General features: G+C 70.4%; 12 protein-coding genes. 10 read left to right on the forward strand and 2 right to left on the reverse strand.

Going from position 1 to position 15,142, the window contains the following annotated elements:
* The first annotated feature begins 40 nt into the window (after window positions 1-40).
* From ACTWQE_RS04590 to ACTWQE_RS04615, 6 genes are all read left to right on the forward strand, one after another.
* Entirely contained in the window at window positions 41-1,084 is a 1,044-nt protein-coding gene (locus ACTWQE_RS04590) for an SGNH/GDSL hydrolase family protein (protein ID WP_443327491.1), read from the forward strand.
* Window positions 1,085-1,271: 187 nt separating this feature from the next.
* Window positions 1,272-3,461 (forward strand): iron-containing redox enzyme family protein, encoded by a 2,190-nt coding sequence (locus ACTWQE_RS04595; protein ID WP_443327492.1) that lies wholly within the window; start codon window positions 1,272-1,274, stop codon window positions 3,459-3,461.
* Between the two features lie 189 nt (window positions 3,462-3,650).
* The gene (locus tag ACTWQE_RS04600) at window positions 3,651-5,486 is read left to right on the forward strand and encodes a carbamoyltransferase family protein (RefSeq protein WP_443327493.1); all 1,836 of its coding nucleotides are present in this window, start codon (window positions 3,651-3,653) and stop codon (window positions 5,484-5,486) included.
* An 80-nt stretch (window positions 5,487-5,566) separates the two neighbouring features.
* Complete coding sequence (locus tag ACTWQE_RS04605) at window positions 5,567-5,761, forward strand: hypothetical protein (protein WP_443327494.1); 195 nt, start codon at window positions 5,567-5,569, stop codon at window positions 5,759-5,761.
* 2 nt (window positions 5,762-5,763) lie between these two features.
* Window positions 5,764-7,062 carry an MFS transporter gene (locus tag ACTWQE_RS04610; protein ID WP_443327495.1) on the forward strand — a complete coding sequence of 433 codons (1,299 nt, stop codon included), beginning with the start codon at window positions 5,764-5,766 and terminating at the stop codon, window positions 7,060-7,062.
* A 1-nt stretch (window position 7,063) separates the two neighbouring features.
* A complete protein-coding gene (locus ACTWQE_RS04615; RefSeq protein WP_443327496.1) occupies window positions 7,064-8,344 on the forward strand; it encodes an ATP-grasp domain-containing protein in 1,281 nt (426 codons plus the stop codon).
* Window positions 8,345-8,752: 408 nt separating this feature from the next.
* Here the strand turns inward: ACTWQE_RS04615 and ACTWQE_RS04620 are convergent, their stop codons facing one another.
* The gene (locus ACTWQE_RS04620; protein WP_443327497.1) at window positions 8,753-9,229 is read right to left on the reverse strand and encodes an Lrp/AsnC family transcriptional regulator; all 477 of its coding nucleotides are present in this window, start codon (window positions 9,227-9,229) and stop codon (window positions 8,753-8,755) included.
* Window positions 9,230-9,394: 165 nt separating this feature from the next.
* On the opposite strand from ACTWQE_RS04620, the gene ACTWQE_RS04625 reads away from it, so the two are divergent.
* On the forward strand, window positions 9,395-10,705 hold the full coding sequence (locus ACTWQE_RS04625) for an APC family permease (protein WP_443327498.1): 1,311 nt from the start codon (window positions 9,395-9,397) through the stop codon (window positions 10,703-10,705).
* Here ACTWQE_RS04625 and ACTWQE_RS04630 read toward each other — a convergent pair.
* The gene (locus tag ACTWQE_RS04630) at window positions 10,618-11,403 is read right to left on the reverse strand and encodes a thioesterase II family protein (protein ID WP_443327499.1); all 786 of its coding nucleotides are present in this window, start codon (window positions 11,401-11,403) and stop codon (window positions 10,618-10,620) included. The genes ACTWQE_RS04625 and ACTWQE_RS04630 overlap by 88 nt on opposite strands.
* 543 nt (window positions 11,404-11,946) lie before the next feature.
* Between ACTWQE_RS04630 and ACTWQE_RS04635 the strand changes: the two genes are divergently transcribed.
* Genes ACTWQE_RS04635 through leuD form a run of 3 tightly spaced genes read left to right on the forward strand, consistent with a single transcriptional unit; the run spans window position 11,947 to window position 15,136 of the window.
* Window positions 11,947-13,119 carry a LeuA family protein gene (locus tag ACTWQE_RS04635; protein WP_443327500.1) on the forward strand — a complete coding sequence of 391 codons (1,173 nt, stop codon included), beginning with the start codon at window positions 11,947-11,949 and terminating at the stop codon, window positions 13,117-13,119.
* Window positions 13,119-14,522 carry a 3-isopropylmalate dehydratase large subunit gene (leuC, locus tag ACTWQE_RS04640; protein WP_443327501.1) on the forward strand — a complete coding sequence of 468 codons (1,404 nt, stop codon included), beginning with the start codon at window positions 13,119-13,121 and terminating at the stop codon, window positions 14,520-14,522. The genes ACTWQE_RS04635 and leuC overlap by 1 nt, the downstream gene beginning before the upstream one ends.
* A 17-nt stretch (window positions 14,523-14,539) precedes the next feature.
* On the forward strand, window positions 14,540-15,136 hold the full coding sequence (gene leuD, locus ACTWQE_RS04645; protein WP_443327502.1) for a 3-isopropylmalate dehydratase small subunit: 597 nt from the start codon (window positions 14,540-14,542) through the stop codon (window positions 15,134-15,136).
* Window positions 15,137-15,142: the final 6 nt, after the last annotated feature.

The following is a 15,142-nucleotide window of genomic DNA, read 5'->3' on the forward strand; positions in this document are numbered from 1 at the left end:
CCAGCCCGGAAAAAAGCAGACGCCAATCAACGGGGGATTCATGGCGTTGTCGCATCGTGCTGAGCTGACACCTCAGATGATCCAGTACTCGGAGAAGTTCGACGACCGCGGGGACATCCGCTGGATGCCCTACCTGATGTATTTCCACCCGGCCGGGCACCGCTCCGACGTCGTGAACACGGACCGGCTCGGCTTCCGGATCTCGCACGGGGCGGACGATCACGCCTCCGCCGGCGGTCGGCTGCCGCAGGGTCCGGTACGGCTGCTCGTCGGCAGTTCCACCGCCTTCGGCATCGGCGCCACGAACGACGCCGCCACGCTCCCGTCCCGTCTGTGGTCCCGGCACGCGCCGTCGCTGCCCTGGCTCAACTTCGCCGGACGCAGCCACAATTCGACCCAGGAACTGCTGCTGTTCCTGCTCTATCGGCACCTCCTGCCGCAGGTCGAGGAGATCGTCATCTTCTCCGGCTTCAACGACCTGGGACTCGCCAGACTCCCCGCGTCGCAGCAGGGCGACCACGGAGCCTTCTTCAACTGCGGCCAGTTCTTTGCCCAGATGGACGAGGACCGGGAGCGGCAGCGCAAGGAGAAGTCACGCTTCGGGGGGCTCGGCAGGCGCCGCCCGGAGCCCTCCGCCGCCGTCTCCGTGCCCGAGGACTCCGTCCCGCGCTCGCTCGACGAACAGATCGCCCATGCCGTTGATCTGACGACACGTCACCTGGACAGCTGGCGCCCGCTGGCCGAGGCGAGCGGGGCGCGCCTGTCGTACGTGCTGCAGCCACTCGCCACCTGGGTACGGGAGGAACACGCCCCCCAGGAGGAGCTCCTCTTCCGCGAGCTGGACGCGATCTCCAATTTCGGGGAGGTCTACGGCGACATCGCCACCATGGAATCCGGCCGGAGGTACTCCGACGGGCTCCGCCGGGGATGCGAGAAACTCGGAGTGCCTTTCCATGACATGAATCCGGTGCTGGCCGACGCGGTGGGCCGGCAGGACTGGCTGTTCGTCGACCGGATTCACTTCACCGACCCCGGCCACGATCTCGTCGCCGCACTGCTGGCCGACATGCTCGGCCTCTCCTGATCCCTTCGATTTCTCCTCGTCGTAGCCCGGATTCATTTTTCCTTCCGAACAAGGGGAAAGGCGACCCCATGTCGTTCCTGCGCAAGATTGTCAACAAACTGTTCCGGCGCAAGCCCAAGCCCCGGAATGACGCGTCCATCTACCCGATGTTCTGAGCGCCACCACCGACATGCGAGATATTGCGAACGTGCCGGAAGGTTCCGGCTCCCGGTCCGTTTTTGTGCGAGCCAGTGATCCCGAGGCGTCCTTCCCGGGGGCGCGGTTCCTGGAGGAAGTCCGTACGGAGCTGCGCCGCTTGGCGGGAGATGCCCCGCCACCGGTCGAGGAGCTGCGGGAGCAGGCCTCGGCATGGGCGGACGAAGAGCGCCGGCGCCACCGGGAGCTGTTCGCCCGGGCCGGTTCCGACGCGGCCCGGGCGGTGCTGGTGCGGCGGGCCGTACTCGGCTGCGCGCCGCTGGCCGTGGTGTCGGGCGCCTGGCTGCAGTGGCTGAGCGGCCCGGCGAACGCCGACGACCCCGCCGCACTCCGGATCCTCTCCCTCTACGCCTCCGACCTCGGCGTGGGCCACCCACGGGCCTCCCGTGGCAGCGCCTACCTGTCCCTGCTCCGCCATCTCCAGCTGGCCGCCAACGCCGCACCCCCGGCGCGCCTGGGGAGTGAACCGCGGATCGGCGACGGAGCCTTTTACATCCCGGGGCTGTTGCTGGCCATGAGCCGTCGCCCCGATGACTTCACCCCCGAGATTCTCGGCGCCGACCTGTGTCTGCGCACCGTCGGACTGCTGCCGGCCCTCGCCGCCGTCAGAGAGACCCTTCCGGCGGCCACGGACTGGACCGCGGTCGATCCGGGGTCCGCACGCCAGGAGGGCGAGCCGTCCGGTGCCGAACTGTGCCGTGCCGCGGTGCGGGAGCTGCCGGCCGCGGCACACGACGGGACCCCGGACCGGCTGCTGCTGGGCTTCGCCTGGGCCCTTGCCGCCCTGCGGCGCTGGAGCGTCGTGCTGTACGACGAACTCGGCGCCTCGCGCGACCCCGCCTACGAAATGGGCGAGTTGATGCGGCTGCGGGCCCGGGAAGGCGCGGTCTACCACCATGGCTTCGAGCTCGGGGGCCGTCCCCTGTCCGCATGGCTGCAGGAGTGCCGGACCGACCCCGCTCCCCTGCTGAAGGCGCTGGCGGGGAGCCGTCTGGTCAAGCCGGGGCGCTCGCAGACCAGTGCCCTGGTGGGCAGCCTCGTCGGTGAGGACGGTCCGATGTTCCGGGTGTTCGCGCCGGAGGATCTGGCCGTCATCCGCCGCTGGATCGACTCCCTCCCGGCCGCCCCGTCGCCGCGGTCGTCCGCGGAGGACGCGAGCGTGCCGCCCCCGGCCTCGGCGGCCGGCGACGGCGCCGCGTCCCCGGCCCGGCCCGTGATGCCCTCCCTGACCCTCCCCGGGCTCGCCGCCGCTCCCGTGTCCGAAGGGCACGCACCGGCGGACCTGCGGGAGGCCTACCACCGGCTCCAGACCCGTACGGACACACCGGCGCTGCGCCGCTGGGCACGCGACTATGTGCACGGCTGGCTGGCGCGGTCCGGTCACGGTGCCGACCGCAGCGAACTCCCCCTGCCCGAGCGGTGGGGGCCGGAGGGCCTGCGGCCCTGGCTGGTGGAGCAGCACGACCGCCACAGCCATGAGTTCGAGGAGAGTTCCGGCGCCCCGGTGCCCTCGCGGGAGGCGCTGATCGACTCCACCGTGCAGCTGGCGCCGCTGACCCTGATCGACGGGAGCTGGCTGCAGGGCTTCACGGACTACGAGCACGCCTCGTCCGAGATCGGCTTCTCCCTCTTCGAGACGTACTGGGACGAGCTCGGCAACGGCGAGGCGCGGCTGAACCATCCGCTGATCTACCGCGAAGTGCTCGCCGAGATGGATGTGGAGCTGCCGCCCACGGGGTCCCGGGAGTTCGCCTCCTGGCCGGGCTTCAGGGACAGCTCGTTCGAGCTGCCGGTGTACTGGCTGTGCATCGGCCGGTTCCCCCAGACCTTCCTGCCGGAGGTGCTGGGGCTCAACCTCGCGATGGAGCTGTCCGGGGTAGGGGGCACGTACCGGCGGGCCCATATCGCCCTCAAGACCCATGGCTTCAGCACCCGCTTCGTGGACATCCACAACACCATCGACAACGTCTCCACCGGGCATTCCGCCTGGGCGGCCGACGCCGTCGACACCTATCTGACGACGGTGCCCACGGCGCAGGGGGCGTCCGCCCGCGACGAGGCATGGAAGCGTGTGCGGACCGGCTACCGGTCACTCAACCCGCCCGCCGGATTCCGTGCGCGGCGGGCCGGACGCCGCGCCCGCCTCGCGGGAAGCGCCCGAAGATCGGAAGGCGCCCGATGACCGGAAGGCGTCCGATGAGCGGGAGGCGCCCGGTGACCGGAAGGCCGCGCAGAATCGGGAGGGCCCCCGTCGGCGGGCCGTACCCGCTGAGCGGGAGGCGCCCGTCGAGCGTGCCCGCGTACACCGTCCACGACCGCTTCCGCCCGGGAGCCGTCCTGCCCTACGTGACCACGACGGGGGAGCACGCCCGTGTCTGACCTGGTACTCGGTATATCGGCCTACTACCACGACAGCGCCGCCGCGCTCGTCTCCGACGGACTCCCCGCCGCGGCGGCCCAGGAGGAGAGATTCTCCCGGGTCCGTCACGACCCGGCGTTCCCCGCGGAGGCGGTCCGCTCCTGCCTGCGGGAGGCCGGGGCGGAACTGGGAGATGTGTCCGCGGTCGCCTACTACGAGGACCCGGCGCTGAAGTTCCGCCGGGTGCTGTCCAGTTATCTGGGCGCGGCACCGCGGGGCTTCGCCTCCTTCCGCCAGACCCTTCCCGGCTGGCTCTCCTGGAAGCTGCGCACCGCCGACACGGTGCGGCGGGAGCTCGCGGGCCTCGGCCTCGGCCCCGTCCCGCCGCTGGTCACACGCCGCCACCACGAATCCCACGCGGCCTCGGCCTTCTTCCCGAGCCCGTACGAATCGGCCGCCGTGCTGTGCATCGACGGGGTGGGCGAGTGGGCGACCACGACCCTGTGGCACGGCCGGGGCACAGGGCTGCGGCAGATCGCCGAGCTGCGCTTTCCGCACTCCCTCGGCCTGCTCTACTCCGCGTTCACCTACTTCTGCGGCTTCAAGGTGGACTCGGGCGAGTACAAGCTCATGGGGCTCGCCCCGTACGGCACACCGCGGTACGCCCAGGTCATCCGGGAGAGGCTGATCGACATCAAGCCGGACGGCTCGTTCCGGCTGAACATGCGGTACTTCGAGTATCTGCGGGGCCAGCGGATGACCGGGGAGGCCTTCGAGCGGCTGTTCGGGGGTCCGCGCCGGTCGCCGGAAGGCCCCCTCACCGAGCGGGAGTTCGACCTTGCGGCCTCGGTGCAGCAGGTCACCGAGGAGGTCGTCCTGCTCCTGGCCGGTACCGCCCGGAAACTCACCGGCGAGTCGAAGCTGTGCCTCGCCGGAGGCGTCGCGCTCAACTGCGTGGCCAACGGCAAGGTGATCGAGCAGGGCATCTTCGACGAGGTGTGGATCCAGCCGGCCGCCGGCGACGCGGGAGGTTCACTGGGCGCGGCCCTCGCCGTGGCCATGGAGCGGGGCGCCGGACGCGATCACCCGGCGAGCGGCCGGGACACGATGTCCGGTTCGCTCCTCGGCCCCGCGTACGGGGACGACGCCATCGCCGCCTATCTGGACGGGAAGGGCGTCCCGTACACCCGGCTCGACGAGGACGAGCTGGCGCGCCGGGTGGCGGACGGGCTCGCCGACGGAAAGATCGTGGGCTGGTTCCAGGGCCGTATGGAGTTCGGGCCGCGGGCCCTGGGCGCACGGTCCATCCTGGGCGATCCCCGCGACCCCGCCATGCAGTCCGCGATGAACCTCAAGATCAAGTTCCGGGAGTCCTTCCGGCCGTTCGCGCCCTCGGTGCTGGCTCCGGACGCCAAGGACTACTTCGACCTGGACCAGGAGAGCCCGTACATGCTGGTGGTCAGCGACGTGGCGGCCGCCCAGCGGGTGGAGGCCTCCGACTCCGCGGGCGCGACGGGCCTGGATCTGCTGCGGATCCAGCGGTCCACGATTCCGGCGGTCACCCACGTCGACTCCTCCGCCCGGGTGCAGACCGTCACCGAGCACGGCAACGCCCCTTACCACCGGCTCCTCGAGGCCTTCAAGGAGCGGACCGGCTGCCCGGTCCTGGTGAACACCTCCTTCAACGTGCGGGGCGAGCCGATCGTGAACTCTCCGCATGACGCGTACACCTGCTTCATGCGGACCGATATCGATCTGCTGGCGCTCGGGAACTTCCTGCTCCACAAGGAGGAGCAGCCCGAATGGCGCGAGGACGGAGACTGGCGTGACGCCATCCCTCTGGACTAGGGCGTGTTTCGAAAGTGCGGTGCCACAAGGCCCCGCCCGCCCCGGCTCCTCCCCCACCCGGTGACGAAAACGGAACTGTGATGCAAAGACTGCTCCTCGCCCTCGCCTACTACCTCGTCGTCACCCCCGCCGGCCTGCTGAGCAGGCTGGTACGGGACCCGCTGCGCCGCCGGCCGGACGGGAAGGCGACGACGTACTGGGTGTTCACCGGCGCCCCGGACACAGCGGCCGGCGCCGCCGCGGGGCCGGCCGCACCTCCGGTCACGACGGGATGACGATGGCTGCGACCGAAGCCGCGGCCACCTCCTACCGGTCGCTCCTGGGCGGACCGGTGTTCCGCCTGCTGTGGACCGGGGAGTCGGCGGGCCGGCTGGGCTTCCAGCTCGCGAACTTCCTCCTCCCGCTCATCGCGGTGACCGTCCTGCACGAGTCGGGGACGCGCGTGGGCGCCATATCCACTGCGCAGTTCGTGCCCGTCGTGCTCTTCGCGCTGGTCGCGGGGGCGGTGGCCGGGCGATGGTCGCTGCGCGGGCTGCTCGTGGTCTGCAACGCGCTGCGCGCGGCGGCGCTGGGTTTCGTCGGTGCCATGCACGCTGCCCTGGGACTGCACTTCGTCCACCTGGTCGTCGCGGCGGTCGTCATCGGTGTCGCGACCGTCTTCTACGACGTGGCCTATCAGGCTTCGATCCCGCAGGTGGTGCCGGTGGAGTCGCTCTCCCAGGCCAACGGGCTGATGCAGGCGACGTACTCGGTGACCCAGCTCGCGGGCCCGGCCCTGGCCGGGTTCCTCACCCAGAGCATCGGACTGCCGGTCGCGGTCGGTACGGCCTGCGCGCTGTTCCTGGGCGCACTGCTCAGCTTTGTGGCGATTCCGCCGTTCCGGCACGCGAGCCCGGCCGAGGCACGGTCGATGACGAAGTCCATCTCCCGCGGCCTGCGGTACGTCTGGCGCTGCCGCCCGCTGCGCGACCTGTGTCTCCAGGCGGGCGTCTCCAACCTCCTGGAGCAAGCGTTTCTCACGGCCTTCATGGTGTACTCCGTACGGGAGCTCGGCATGTCCGGCGGTACGGTCGGCCTCGTCGTCGGAGCCGGCGGTGTGGGCGCTCTGGCCGGATCGCTGACGGCACCGCGCGTACGGCGCTTCGGGGTGGGTGTGCTGGTGTCCACCGCTCTCCCGGCCGCCGGTGCGGCGTTCGTGCTGATACCCGCGTCCATCGCGCTCTTCGGCGACGCCGCCCCGCCCCTGATGCTCGCCTTCGCCCTCAACGGAGCGGCGGTGTCGTTCTTCAACGTCTTCGCCGTGAGCCTGCGCCAGAGCATTCCGCCGGAGGAGCTCCTCGGCTCGGCGACGGCGAGTTACCGGCTGGTCTCCTTCGGGACCTTCCCCCTCGGCGCCTTGCTGGGAGGCGCCCTCATCGACGTCGTCGGCGGCCTCGTGACCCTCTGGCTGATCGCGCTGCTGCTGACCGTGTCGCTCTCGGCGTTCCTCGCCTCGCCGCTGCGGCGGGTGCCGAGCATCGACCGGGCCCGCGCCTTCAGCAGCCGGTGGACCACACCCTCACGATCGGAGCAGTGACATGAACGGATCCGGCTCGACGGGGACCGAGGGCACCGCGCCCGGAGTCCTGGCCTTCGTCGAGAGCAATCTGACGGGCACCGGGGTACAGGCCATCCATCTGGCACGCGGCATGGGGCTGCGGACCGCGTTCCTCTCCGGTGACCTCCAGCGCTACAACGCGGACCCCCAGGCGGCCGAGGCGATCCGCACCCGGGTGGACACGGTGCTGGAGTGCGACACACAGGACCCGGTGGCGATGGAGAAGTGCCTCCTGGACCACGGGGTGCAACCCACCGGCGTGATGACGGTCATGGAGTACTACGTGCCCTCGGCCGCGGCGCTGGCGCGGCGGCTCGGACTGCCGGGCCTCTCTCCCGAGGCCGCGCTGGCCGCCCGGGACAAGCTCAGGACACGGACCGTCTGCGCGGAGAAGTCGGTTCCGGTGCCCGCGTTCCGGTTCGTCCGGTCGGTCGAGGAGGTGGACGCGGCTCTGGAGCAGGTGGGTCTGCCCTGCGTGGTCAAACCGGTCGACGAGTCGGCCAGCATCGGTGTGACGCTCTGCCGCACCCGGGAGCAGGTGGCCGGGCGGATCGCCGATCTGGCGTCCCGCACGGTGAACTCCAAGGGCCAGCGGCATGAGCCGGGCGGGCTGGTCGAGGAGTGTCTGTTCGGCCACGAGGTCAGCGTGGAGACGTTCACCCACGGGGGCCGGACGACCGTTCTCGGTGTCACGGACAAGCTGCTGGGGCCGACTCCGTACTTCCTGGAGCTGGGGCACACCTTCCCCTCGGTTCTGCCCGAGGCCGTGACGCGGGCCGCCGCCGGCACCGCACTCGCCGCTCTGGACGCGGTCGGGTTCGACTTCGGCCCCGCCCATGTGGAGGTCAAGCTGACCGAACGAGGCCCCGTACTCATCGAGATCAACGCCAGGACCGGCGGTGATTTCATTCCCGACCTGGTGCGGCACGCGACCGGCGTCCCGCTGCTGGAACAGTCGATCATCGCGCACAGCGGCGGGGTCCCCGACCTCGCGCCGCGGCGGCAGGGCGGCTCGGCCATCCGATTCGTCACCGGCCGCGCCGGCACGGTGGAGTCGGTGACCGGTCAGGACCTGGACGAGCGCTTCCCGTCGGTCGTGGCCTTCCGGATGAAGGCGGCCCCGGGCAGGGTCACGCCCTGGCCCACCAACAGCCACGACCGTCTCGGCCATGTCATGACCGCGGGACCCACCCCGGCCGAGGCGGCGCTCCAGGCGGAGGCGGCGCTGACCCACCTCACGGTGAACTACCCGCCCGCATAACGGATTCCGGAGTCCGCAAAAGTAAGATCGCCGACGGCGGCTCGTCGCGAGCCCCGCGAAGGGCCGCCGGACACGCCTACGGCGTGTTTCGAAAGTCCCTCCCCCCGCTCCGTCCAGGAGGTTCCCAGGTCCGCGGGCGTCTGGCACGCACTCCCCCAGCTACCGCTGGGTGGGGGTCCCCCGGCCGAAGGCTGGGGGAGTGCCCCCCACGCTGCGTTGCCGGGCTCGTCCGAGTACTCCCCTGGCCTTCGGCATGGGGGACCCCAGTACGAGGACGCCCCCCCAGCCTCCGGCCAGGGGTACCCCACCGCCTTGCGATCGCACGCACCTGGGGACACCGCCCAGCGGTGCCTGGGGGAGCCGCGGACCCCGCCCTTCGGGAGGACGGCGCTACTTTTGCAACACGCCCTAGTCCGGCGGGGGGGCCGTCGGCGGGAGCGGTCGGATCACCTCGGCCTCGTGGTGCTGGTAGATCACCGAGGTGCGGAAGCCCACGACTTCACGGCGGCTGCTGAGGCGGTCGATGAGAAAGCTGTGCAGATGATCCACGTCGCGTACGGCGACGTGGATCAGGAAGTCGTCCCCGCCCGCGAGCACGAAGACGGCCAGCACCTCGGGGTACGCCATGACCGACTTGCGGATCCCGTCGACGACTTCGCGGCTGAGCGGCCGTACCTGCAGCGCGATCAGGGCTTGCACCCTGCGGTTCAGGGCGGTCAGGTCCAGCTCCGCCCGGTACCCGCGGATCACGCCCCGCTTACGCAGCAGCCGTACGCGTTCCAGACAGGTCGACGGCGCGACGCCCAGCGATCGAGCGAGCTCCCGGTTGGTCTGCCGTCCATCCGCCTGCAGACGGGCAATGATCGCCGAATCTAGTTCGTCCACGCCGCCCCGACCCCCTCCCGGACCGAATGTTCTTCGGCCAAACAGCATACAAGCACTTCGACTTCCTAACCTTTGGCTTATTCAGCTGCAAGACGACCAGAAACAAGCTGAGTTGATCTCCATTCGTTCGGAAGCGAGCTTTCGCTCATACAGGGAGGGAACGACATGCAAGGCGGAAAACTCGGCCTCGGGGAGGGGACGGCGCTGTACATCGGCGCCGTGCTCGGGCCGGGAGTACTGGCTCTGCCGGCACTGGCCGCCGCCGCGGCGGGGCCGGCGTCGGTGGTTGCCTGGGCCGGACTGCTCGCACTGAGCATTCCGGTCGCGGTGGCCTTCGCCGCGCTGGGGGCGCGGTTCCCGGACGGGGGTGGTGTGTCCACCTTCGTGTCACGCGCGTTCGGCGCCCGGGCCGCCGCGTGCGTGGGGTGGTGGTTCTACGCGGGCGTCCCGGTGGGGGTGCTGGCCGGGGCGATGGTCGGAGGGAGTTATGTCGCCGAGGCGCTGGGCCTGGGCGGGGGCGCCGGACTGGTCGGAGCCGCGGTCATCCTCGCGGCGGCCTTCGCTGCGAACTCCGTCGGGCTGCAGCTGTCGGGCCGGATACAGCTGGCCCTGATGGCGCTGCTCGTGCTGCTGCTCGTCGTGGCCACGGCGACCGCCGCACCACATGCGGCTGCGGCCCACTTCACGCCCTTCATGCCCGGCGGCTGGACGTCCGTCGGATCGGCCGCGGTCGTGCTGTTCTACGCCTTCAGCGGCTGGGAGGCGGCCAGCCATCTGTCGGCGGAGTTCCATCGGCCGAAGCGGAATCTGCCCCTCGCGACCGGGATGACTCTGGCCGTGGTCAGTGCCCTCTACATCGCCCTGTCGACCGTCACCATCGCGGTCCTGGGGCCCGCCGCCGGCCGTTCCGACGTGCCGCTGATGCTGTTGATGGAGCGCGGCTTCGGCTCCGGCGCACGGCTGCTGACCGCGGTGGCCGCCGTATGCCTCTCCTTCGGCGCGGTGAACACCTACATCGCCGGAGCGGCCCGGCTGGGGGCGGCGCTGGGGCGTGACGGCGCGCTCCCCCGGTGGCTGGCCAAGGGGGGCAGCGCCGGACAGGTGCCCCGGCGCAGCCTGAGTCTGCAGGCGCTGCTCACCGCGGCGTTGACGGGGGTCGTGGCGGTGGCGGGGATCGAGCTCGACCCGCTCATGCGCGCCACCTCCGCCTTCCTCGCGGCGGTCACGGCGGCGGGCATGGCGGCGGCCGTCGTGCTGCTGCCCCGGCGGCGACCGCTGTGGTGGGCGGCGGTCGTCGCGGTCGGCTTCACGGTGGTGGTCCTGCTCTTCAGCGGCCGGCTGCTCGCGCTGCCCCTGGTCGTGGCGGGAGGAGCGGTCCTCTACGCCCGTCAGCGGCCGGCCTCTGCGGGCCGGGCGGCCGAGGAGACGCCCTCGACCACCTCGACGAGGGCTCCGGTGGGTTCCGGCCGCTCGTAGAGGTAGAAGTGGCCTCCGCCGAAGCCCCGGTGGACCGGGGGCCGGGCGCAGCCGGCGTCCCAGCTCGTGCGGTCGCGCTCGGGCAGGGAGTCGTCCTCCGTCCCGTACCAGACCTGGTAGGGGACGCCCTGGGCCGGCTGCCGGGGCTCGACGTAGGTGTCGGCGAGGTGGAGGTCGTACCCGAGCAGGGTCACCGCGACCTCGCGGAAGTCGGGGTCCTCCAGGAGTTCGTCGGAGACTCCGCCGAAGAGCCGGAGATCTTCCAGCAGGGTCTCGTGGGTGCGGACGGTGAACGGGGCCTGGGGCATCCGGGCGGCCGCGGCGGTGGCCGCCGGGGAGCGCGAGGCGGACACGATCACCGTCCGTACCCAGGACCGCTGCTCCTCGGGCAGGGCACACGCGAGGTTGTGGGCGAACAGCGCGCCCAGGCTGTGTCCGATGAAGACCGTGGGGCGGTCGACGAGTTCACGGACATCGGGCAGAAAGCGCTCGCAGGCCTCGGTGAAATCAGCCGCGTGATACGCGTTTCCGGAACCTTGTCGTCCGCTGAGTTCGAACAGACAGGGTTCGCAGTCGGCGGGCAGAGAACGGGCCAGCGGGAGGAACGAGAGGGCCGATCCGCCGGCGTGGTGGAACGCCAGGAGACGGGTGGTGGCGTCCGGCTTCTCGAGCCGCAGGTAACTGCCGTGATTCTGCATGGTTCTCCTCAGCCGGAGACGCGGAAAGGCATGGGGGGACAGCGAAGACAGGGCGGATGGGAAATCGGCCGGGCGACGCGGCGCCGGCTCGTTGCTCCTGTGGCGTCCAACAGGGAATCGGCTGCGACGCTAGCAATGAAGACCCGGCGGACACAAGGCTGTTCCGCCAGGGTCCGTGTGCGGGACACCCACCGGAATACCGGCGGCATTCCCCCGCGAGAGAGTGCTCATCATGCGAGAATCCGTGCCGGAATGCCGGGATGTATCTGCATATGCCGCATGCAGTTGTCTCGCATGTTGAGAAGGATCTCCCTTCTCGCAGAATCCGTGGACGCCCGACGGCACGCTGAGGTAGCGTCCAAAACATAGACCGATGAGGCGAGTTCAGTCGCCCGGGGGCATCGGTAGCGGCGTCGCTTCCGACGATCTGCCCTCTGGGGAATTCGCCCTACTCTACGACTGATCCACGTTCCATCCGAACCTGTTCGCCACCACCCCACGAGGGTGATTGAGGCATGTGGGGGATCAATGGAAGACCGGTCCGTGCCGCGTCGGATTACCGTTTTCGATACGACGCTTCGCGACGGGGAACAAGCTCCCGCCAACGCGATGCTTCCCCAGCAGAAGTTAGATATAGCCCTCCGCATCGAAGCTCTCGGTGTGGACTACATCGAGACCGGCTTTCCGGCTTCGTCGCCCAGCGAGTTCGAGGCCACCCGGCTCATTTCCGAGAACCTGACGACGGCACGGTTCGTGACCTTCTGCCGCGCCGTACGCCAGGACGTGGAGACCGCGGTCACGGCGGGCGGCGCCGCGAACCACGAGGTTCAGGTCATGGCCACCGGCAGCGACATGCACCTGAAGTACAAGCGGGGCATCACCCGCAAGGAAGCCGTCGACGAGGTCGCCACCACCGTGGCGTTCGCCCGCTCCCTGGGGGTGGAGTCCGTCTCCGTGCCCATCGAGGACGCCAGCCGGGGCGAACACGACCTGCTGCGCGCCATCATGGAGAGCGCGATCGAGGCCGGTGCGACCTGCTTCGTCCCCGGGGACACCTCCGGCTGCATGACGCCGGACCAGTACGGCGACCTCATCGCCGCCATGCGCGAATGGGCCCCCTCCCCGATCCGGATCTCCACCCACTGCCATGACGACTTCGGCCTGTCCCTGGCCAATGCCATCGCGGGTCTGCAGGCGGGAGCGGACGAGGTCCAGGCCACCCTGGGAGGCATCGGCGAGCGCGCCGGCAACACCCCTCTGGAGGAACTGGCCGCCCTGCTCGCCTACAAGCGGGACCACCTCGGTCTCTACACAGACATCAAGACCGAGTCGCTGTACGAGGCCTACACCGCCCTGCGCGAGGTCATCCGGCTCGAGGAGCCGCGGAACAAGGCGATCTTCGGTACGTACGCCTTCGGTACGGCAGCCGGTGTCCACCAGCAGGGCGTCCTGCGCAACCCGGCGACGTACGAGTACGTCGAGCCCGCCCAGTTCGGCCGCCGGCGCTCGATCCTCATCGGACGCCACTCCGGGCGCTCCGTACTGCGGTATCTGCTGGACCGGATCGGCGTCGAGGTCGACGACGACCAGCTCTCCGAGCTGTACCGCATCCATATCGCCGAGCGTGAGGGCGGCGACTGCGAGGACCTCGAGGTCCTCGAGGCCCGGCTGGCCGCGGAGCTGAAGAACCCTGCCCCCGCGCTGGCGGACAGCTGATGCGGCCCGGTGAGCCGACACTCGCCGAAAAGCTCTGGGACAGCCATGTGGTGCAGGGCGGCGCGGACGAGGCCGAGCTGCTGTACATCGATCTGCATCTGATGCACGAGGTCACTTCTCCCCAGGCGTTCGACGGCCTGCGGCTGGCCGGACGCCCGGTCCGCCGCCCGGATCTGACCCTGGCCCTGGAGGACCACAATGTGCCCACCGACAGTCTCGAGGTACGGGACCCCATCGGACGGCAGCAGTTGGAGGCGCTGCGCAAGAACTGCGCGGAGCACGGCATCGAGCTGTACCGGCTGGGACACGACCGCCAGGGCATCGTCCATGTGGTCGCACCGCAACTCGGTCTGATCCAGCCGGGCATGACCGCGGTGTGCGGCGACAGCCACACCTCGACGCTCGGTGCGTTCGGTGCCCTCGCCTTCGGCATCGGCACCAGCGATGTCGAACACGTCCTGGCCACCCAGACGCTGTCCATGCCACGCCCGCGCACCATGGCGGCGGAGTTCACGGGCACGCTGCCCGCCGGTGTGGGACCCAAGGACCTGATCCTCGCGCTCATCGCACGGATCGGTGTCGGCGGTGCTGCGGGCCACATCATCGAGTACCGGGGGGAGGCAGTGGCCGGGCTCTCCATGGAGGGCCGGATGACCATGTGCAACATGAGCATCGAGGCCGGCGCGCGGGCCGGGATGTTCGCCCCGGACGAGGTCACCTTCCGCTACCTCGAGGGCCGGCCGTACACCCCGAAGGGCAAGGCCTGGGAGGACGCCCTGGCGTACTGGCGGACGCTGCCCTCGGGCCCGTCGGCGGCCTTCGACCGCACCGTCACCATTGATGTCTCCACCCTCGCACCCCAGGTGACCTGGGGTACCAACCCCGGCCACACCATCGGCCTGGACGGCGAGGTGCCGCGCCCGGACGGCTTCACCGACCCCGCCGAGCGGGCCGGTGCGGCGCGCGCCCTGGAGTACATGGGGCTCGCCCCCGGAACCCCGATGCGCGACATCGAGATCGACACGGTCTTCATCGGTTCCTGTACGAACGGCCGCATCGAGGACCTGAGGAGCGCCGCCGACGTGCTGCGCGGCCGGCGCCTCTCCGCCGGGGTGCGGATGCTCGTCGTACCGGGCTCCGCCGAGGTCAGGCAGCAGGCCGAGCGCGAGCGGCTGCATGAGGTGTTCGAGTCCGCCGGTGCGGAATGGCGGCTTCCGGGGTGTTCGATGTGCCCCGGGCTGAACACGGACCGGATCGACGGGGACAACCGGGTGGCCTCGACCTCCAACCGGAATTTCGAGGGCCGGCTCGGCGGGCGGTCCCGCACCCATCTCGTGTCACCGGCAGTGGCCGCGGCCACCGCTGTCGCGGGCCGCCTCGCGGCACCCGGCGACCTGTTCTGAGGAACCAGCAACCGCGTATGGAACCACTTCTGTCACATACGGGCCGTACCGTACCGCTGCGCCGCAGCGATGTGGACACCGACCAGATCACCCCTGCCGAGTTCTGCAAACGCATCACCAAGACCGGCTTCGACGACGCCCTGTTCGCCCGCTGGCGCAAGGAGCCCGGCTTCGTGCTCGACCGGCCGGAGCGGGCGGAAGCCAGCATCCTGCTCGCCGGTCCCGACTTCGGCACCGGCAGCTCACGCGAGCACGCGGTGTGGGCGCTGCGCGACTGGGGCTTCACCGCCGTGGTGTCGCCCAGGTTCGGCGACATCTTCCGCCGCAACGCGCTCAAGAACGGACTGCTGCCCGTCGTCCTGGAGGAGCCCGCGGTGGAGCGGCTGATGAGCCGCTCCGAGGCCGACAGCTCCTTCGAGATGACGATCGACGTCGAGCGGTGCACGGTCACCGCCGGCGAGGACCGGTGGTCCTTCCCACTCGACGAACGCAGCCAGTGGCTGCTGACCAACGGTTACGACGACATCGAGGTCACGCTCGGGTACCGGGAGCGGATCGCGGCGCACGAACAGCGCCGCCCGTACTGGCTGCCCAGCGTCACCGGTGGAGCGTAGAGCACC

The organism is Streptomyces sp. 8N706 (assembly GCF_052245415.1).
In the GTDB taxonomy this organism is placed as follows: Bacteria; Actinomycetota; Actinomycetes; order Streptomycetales; family Streptomycetaceae; genus Streptomyces.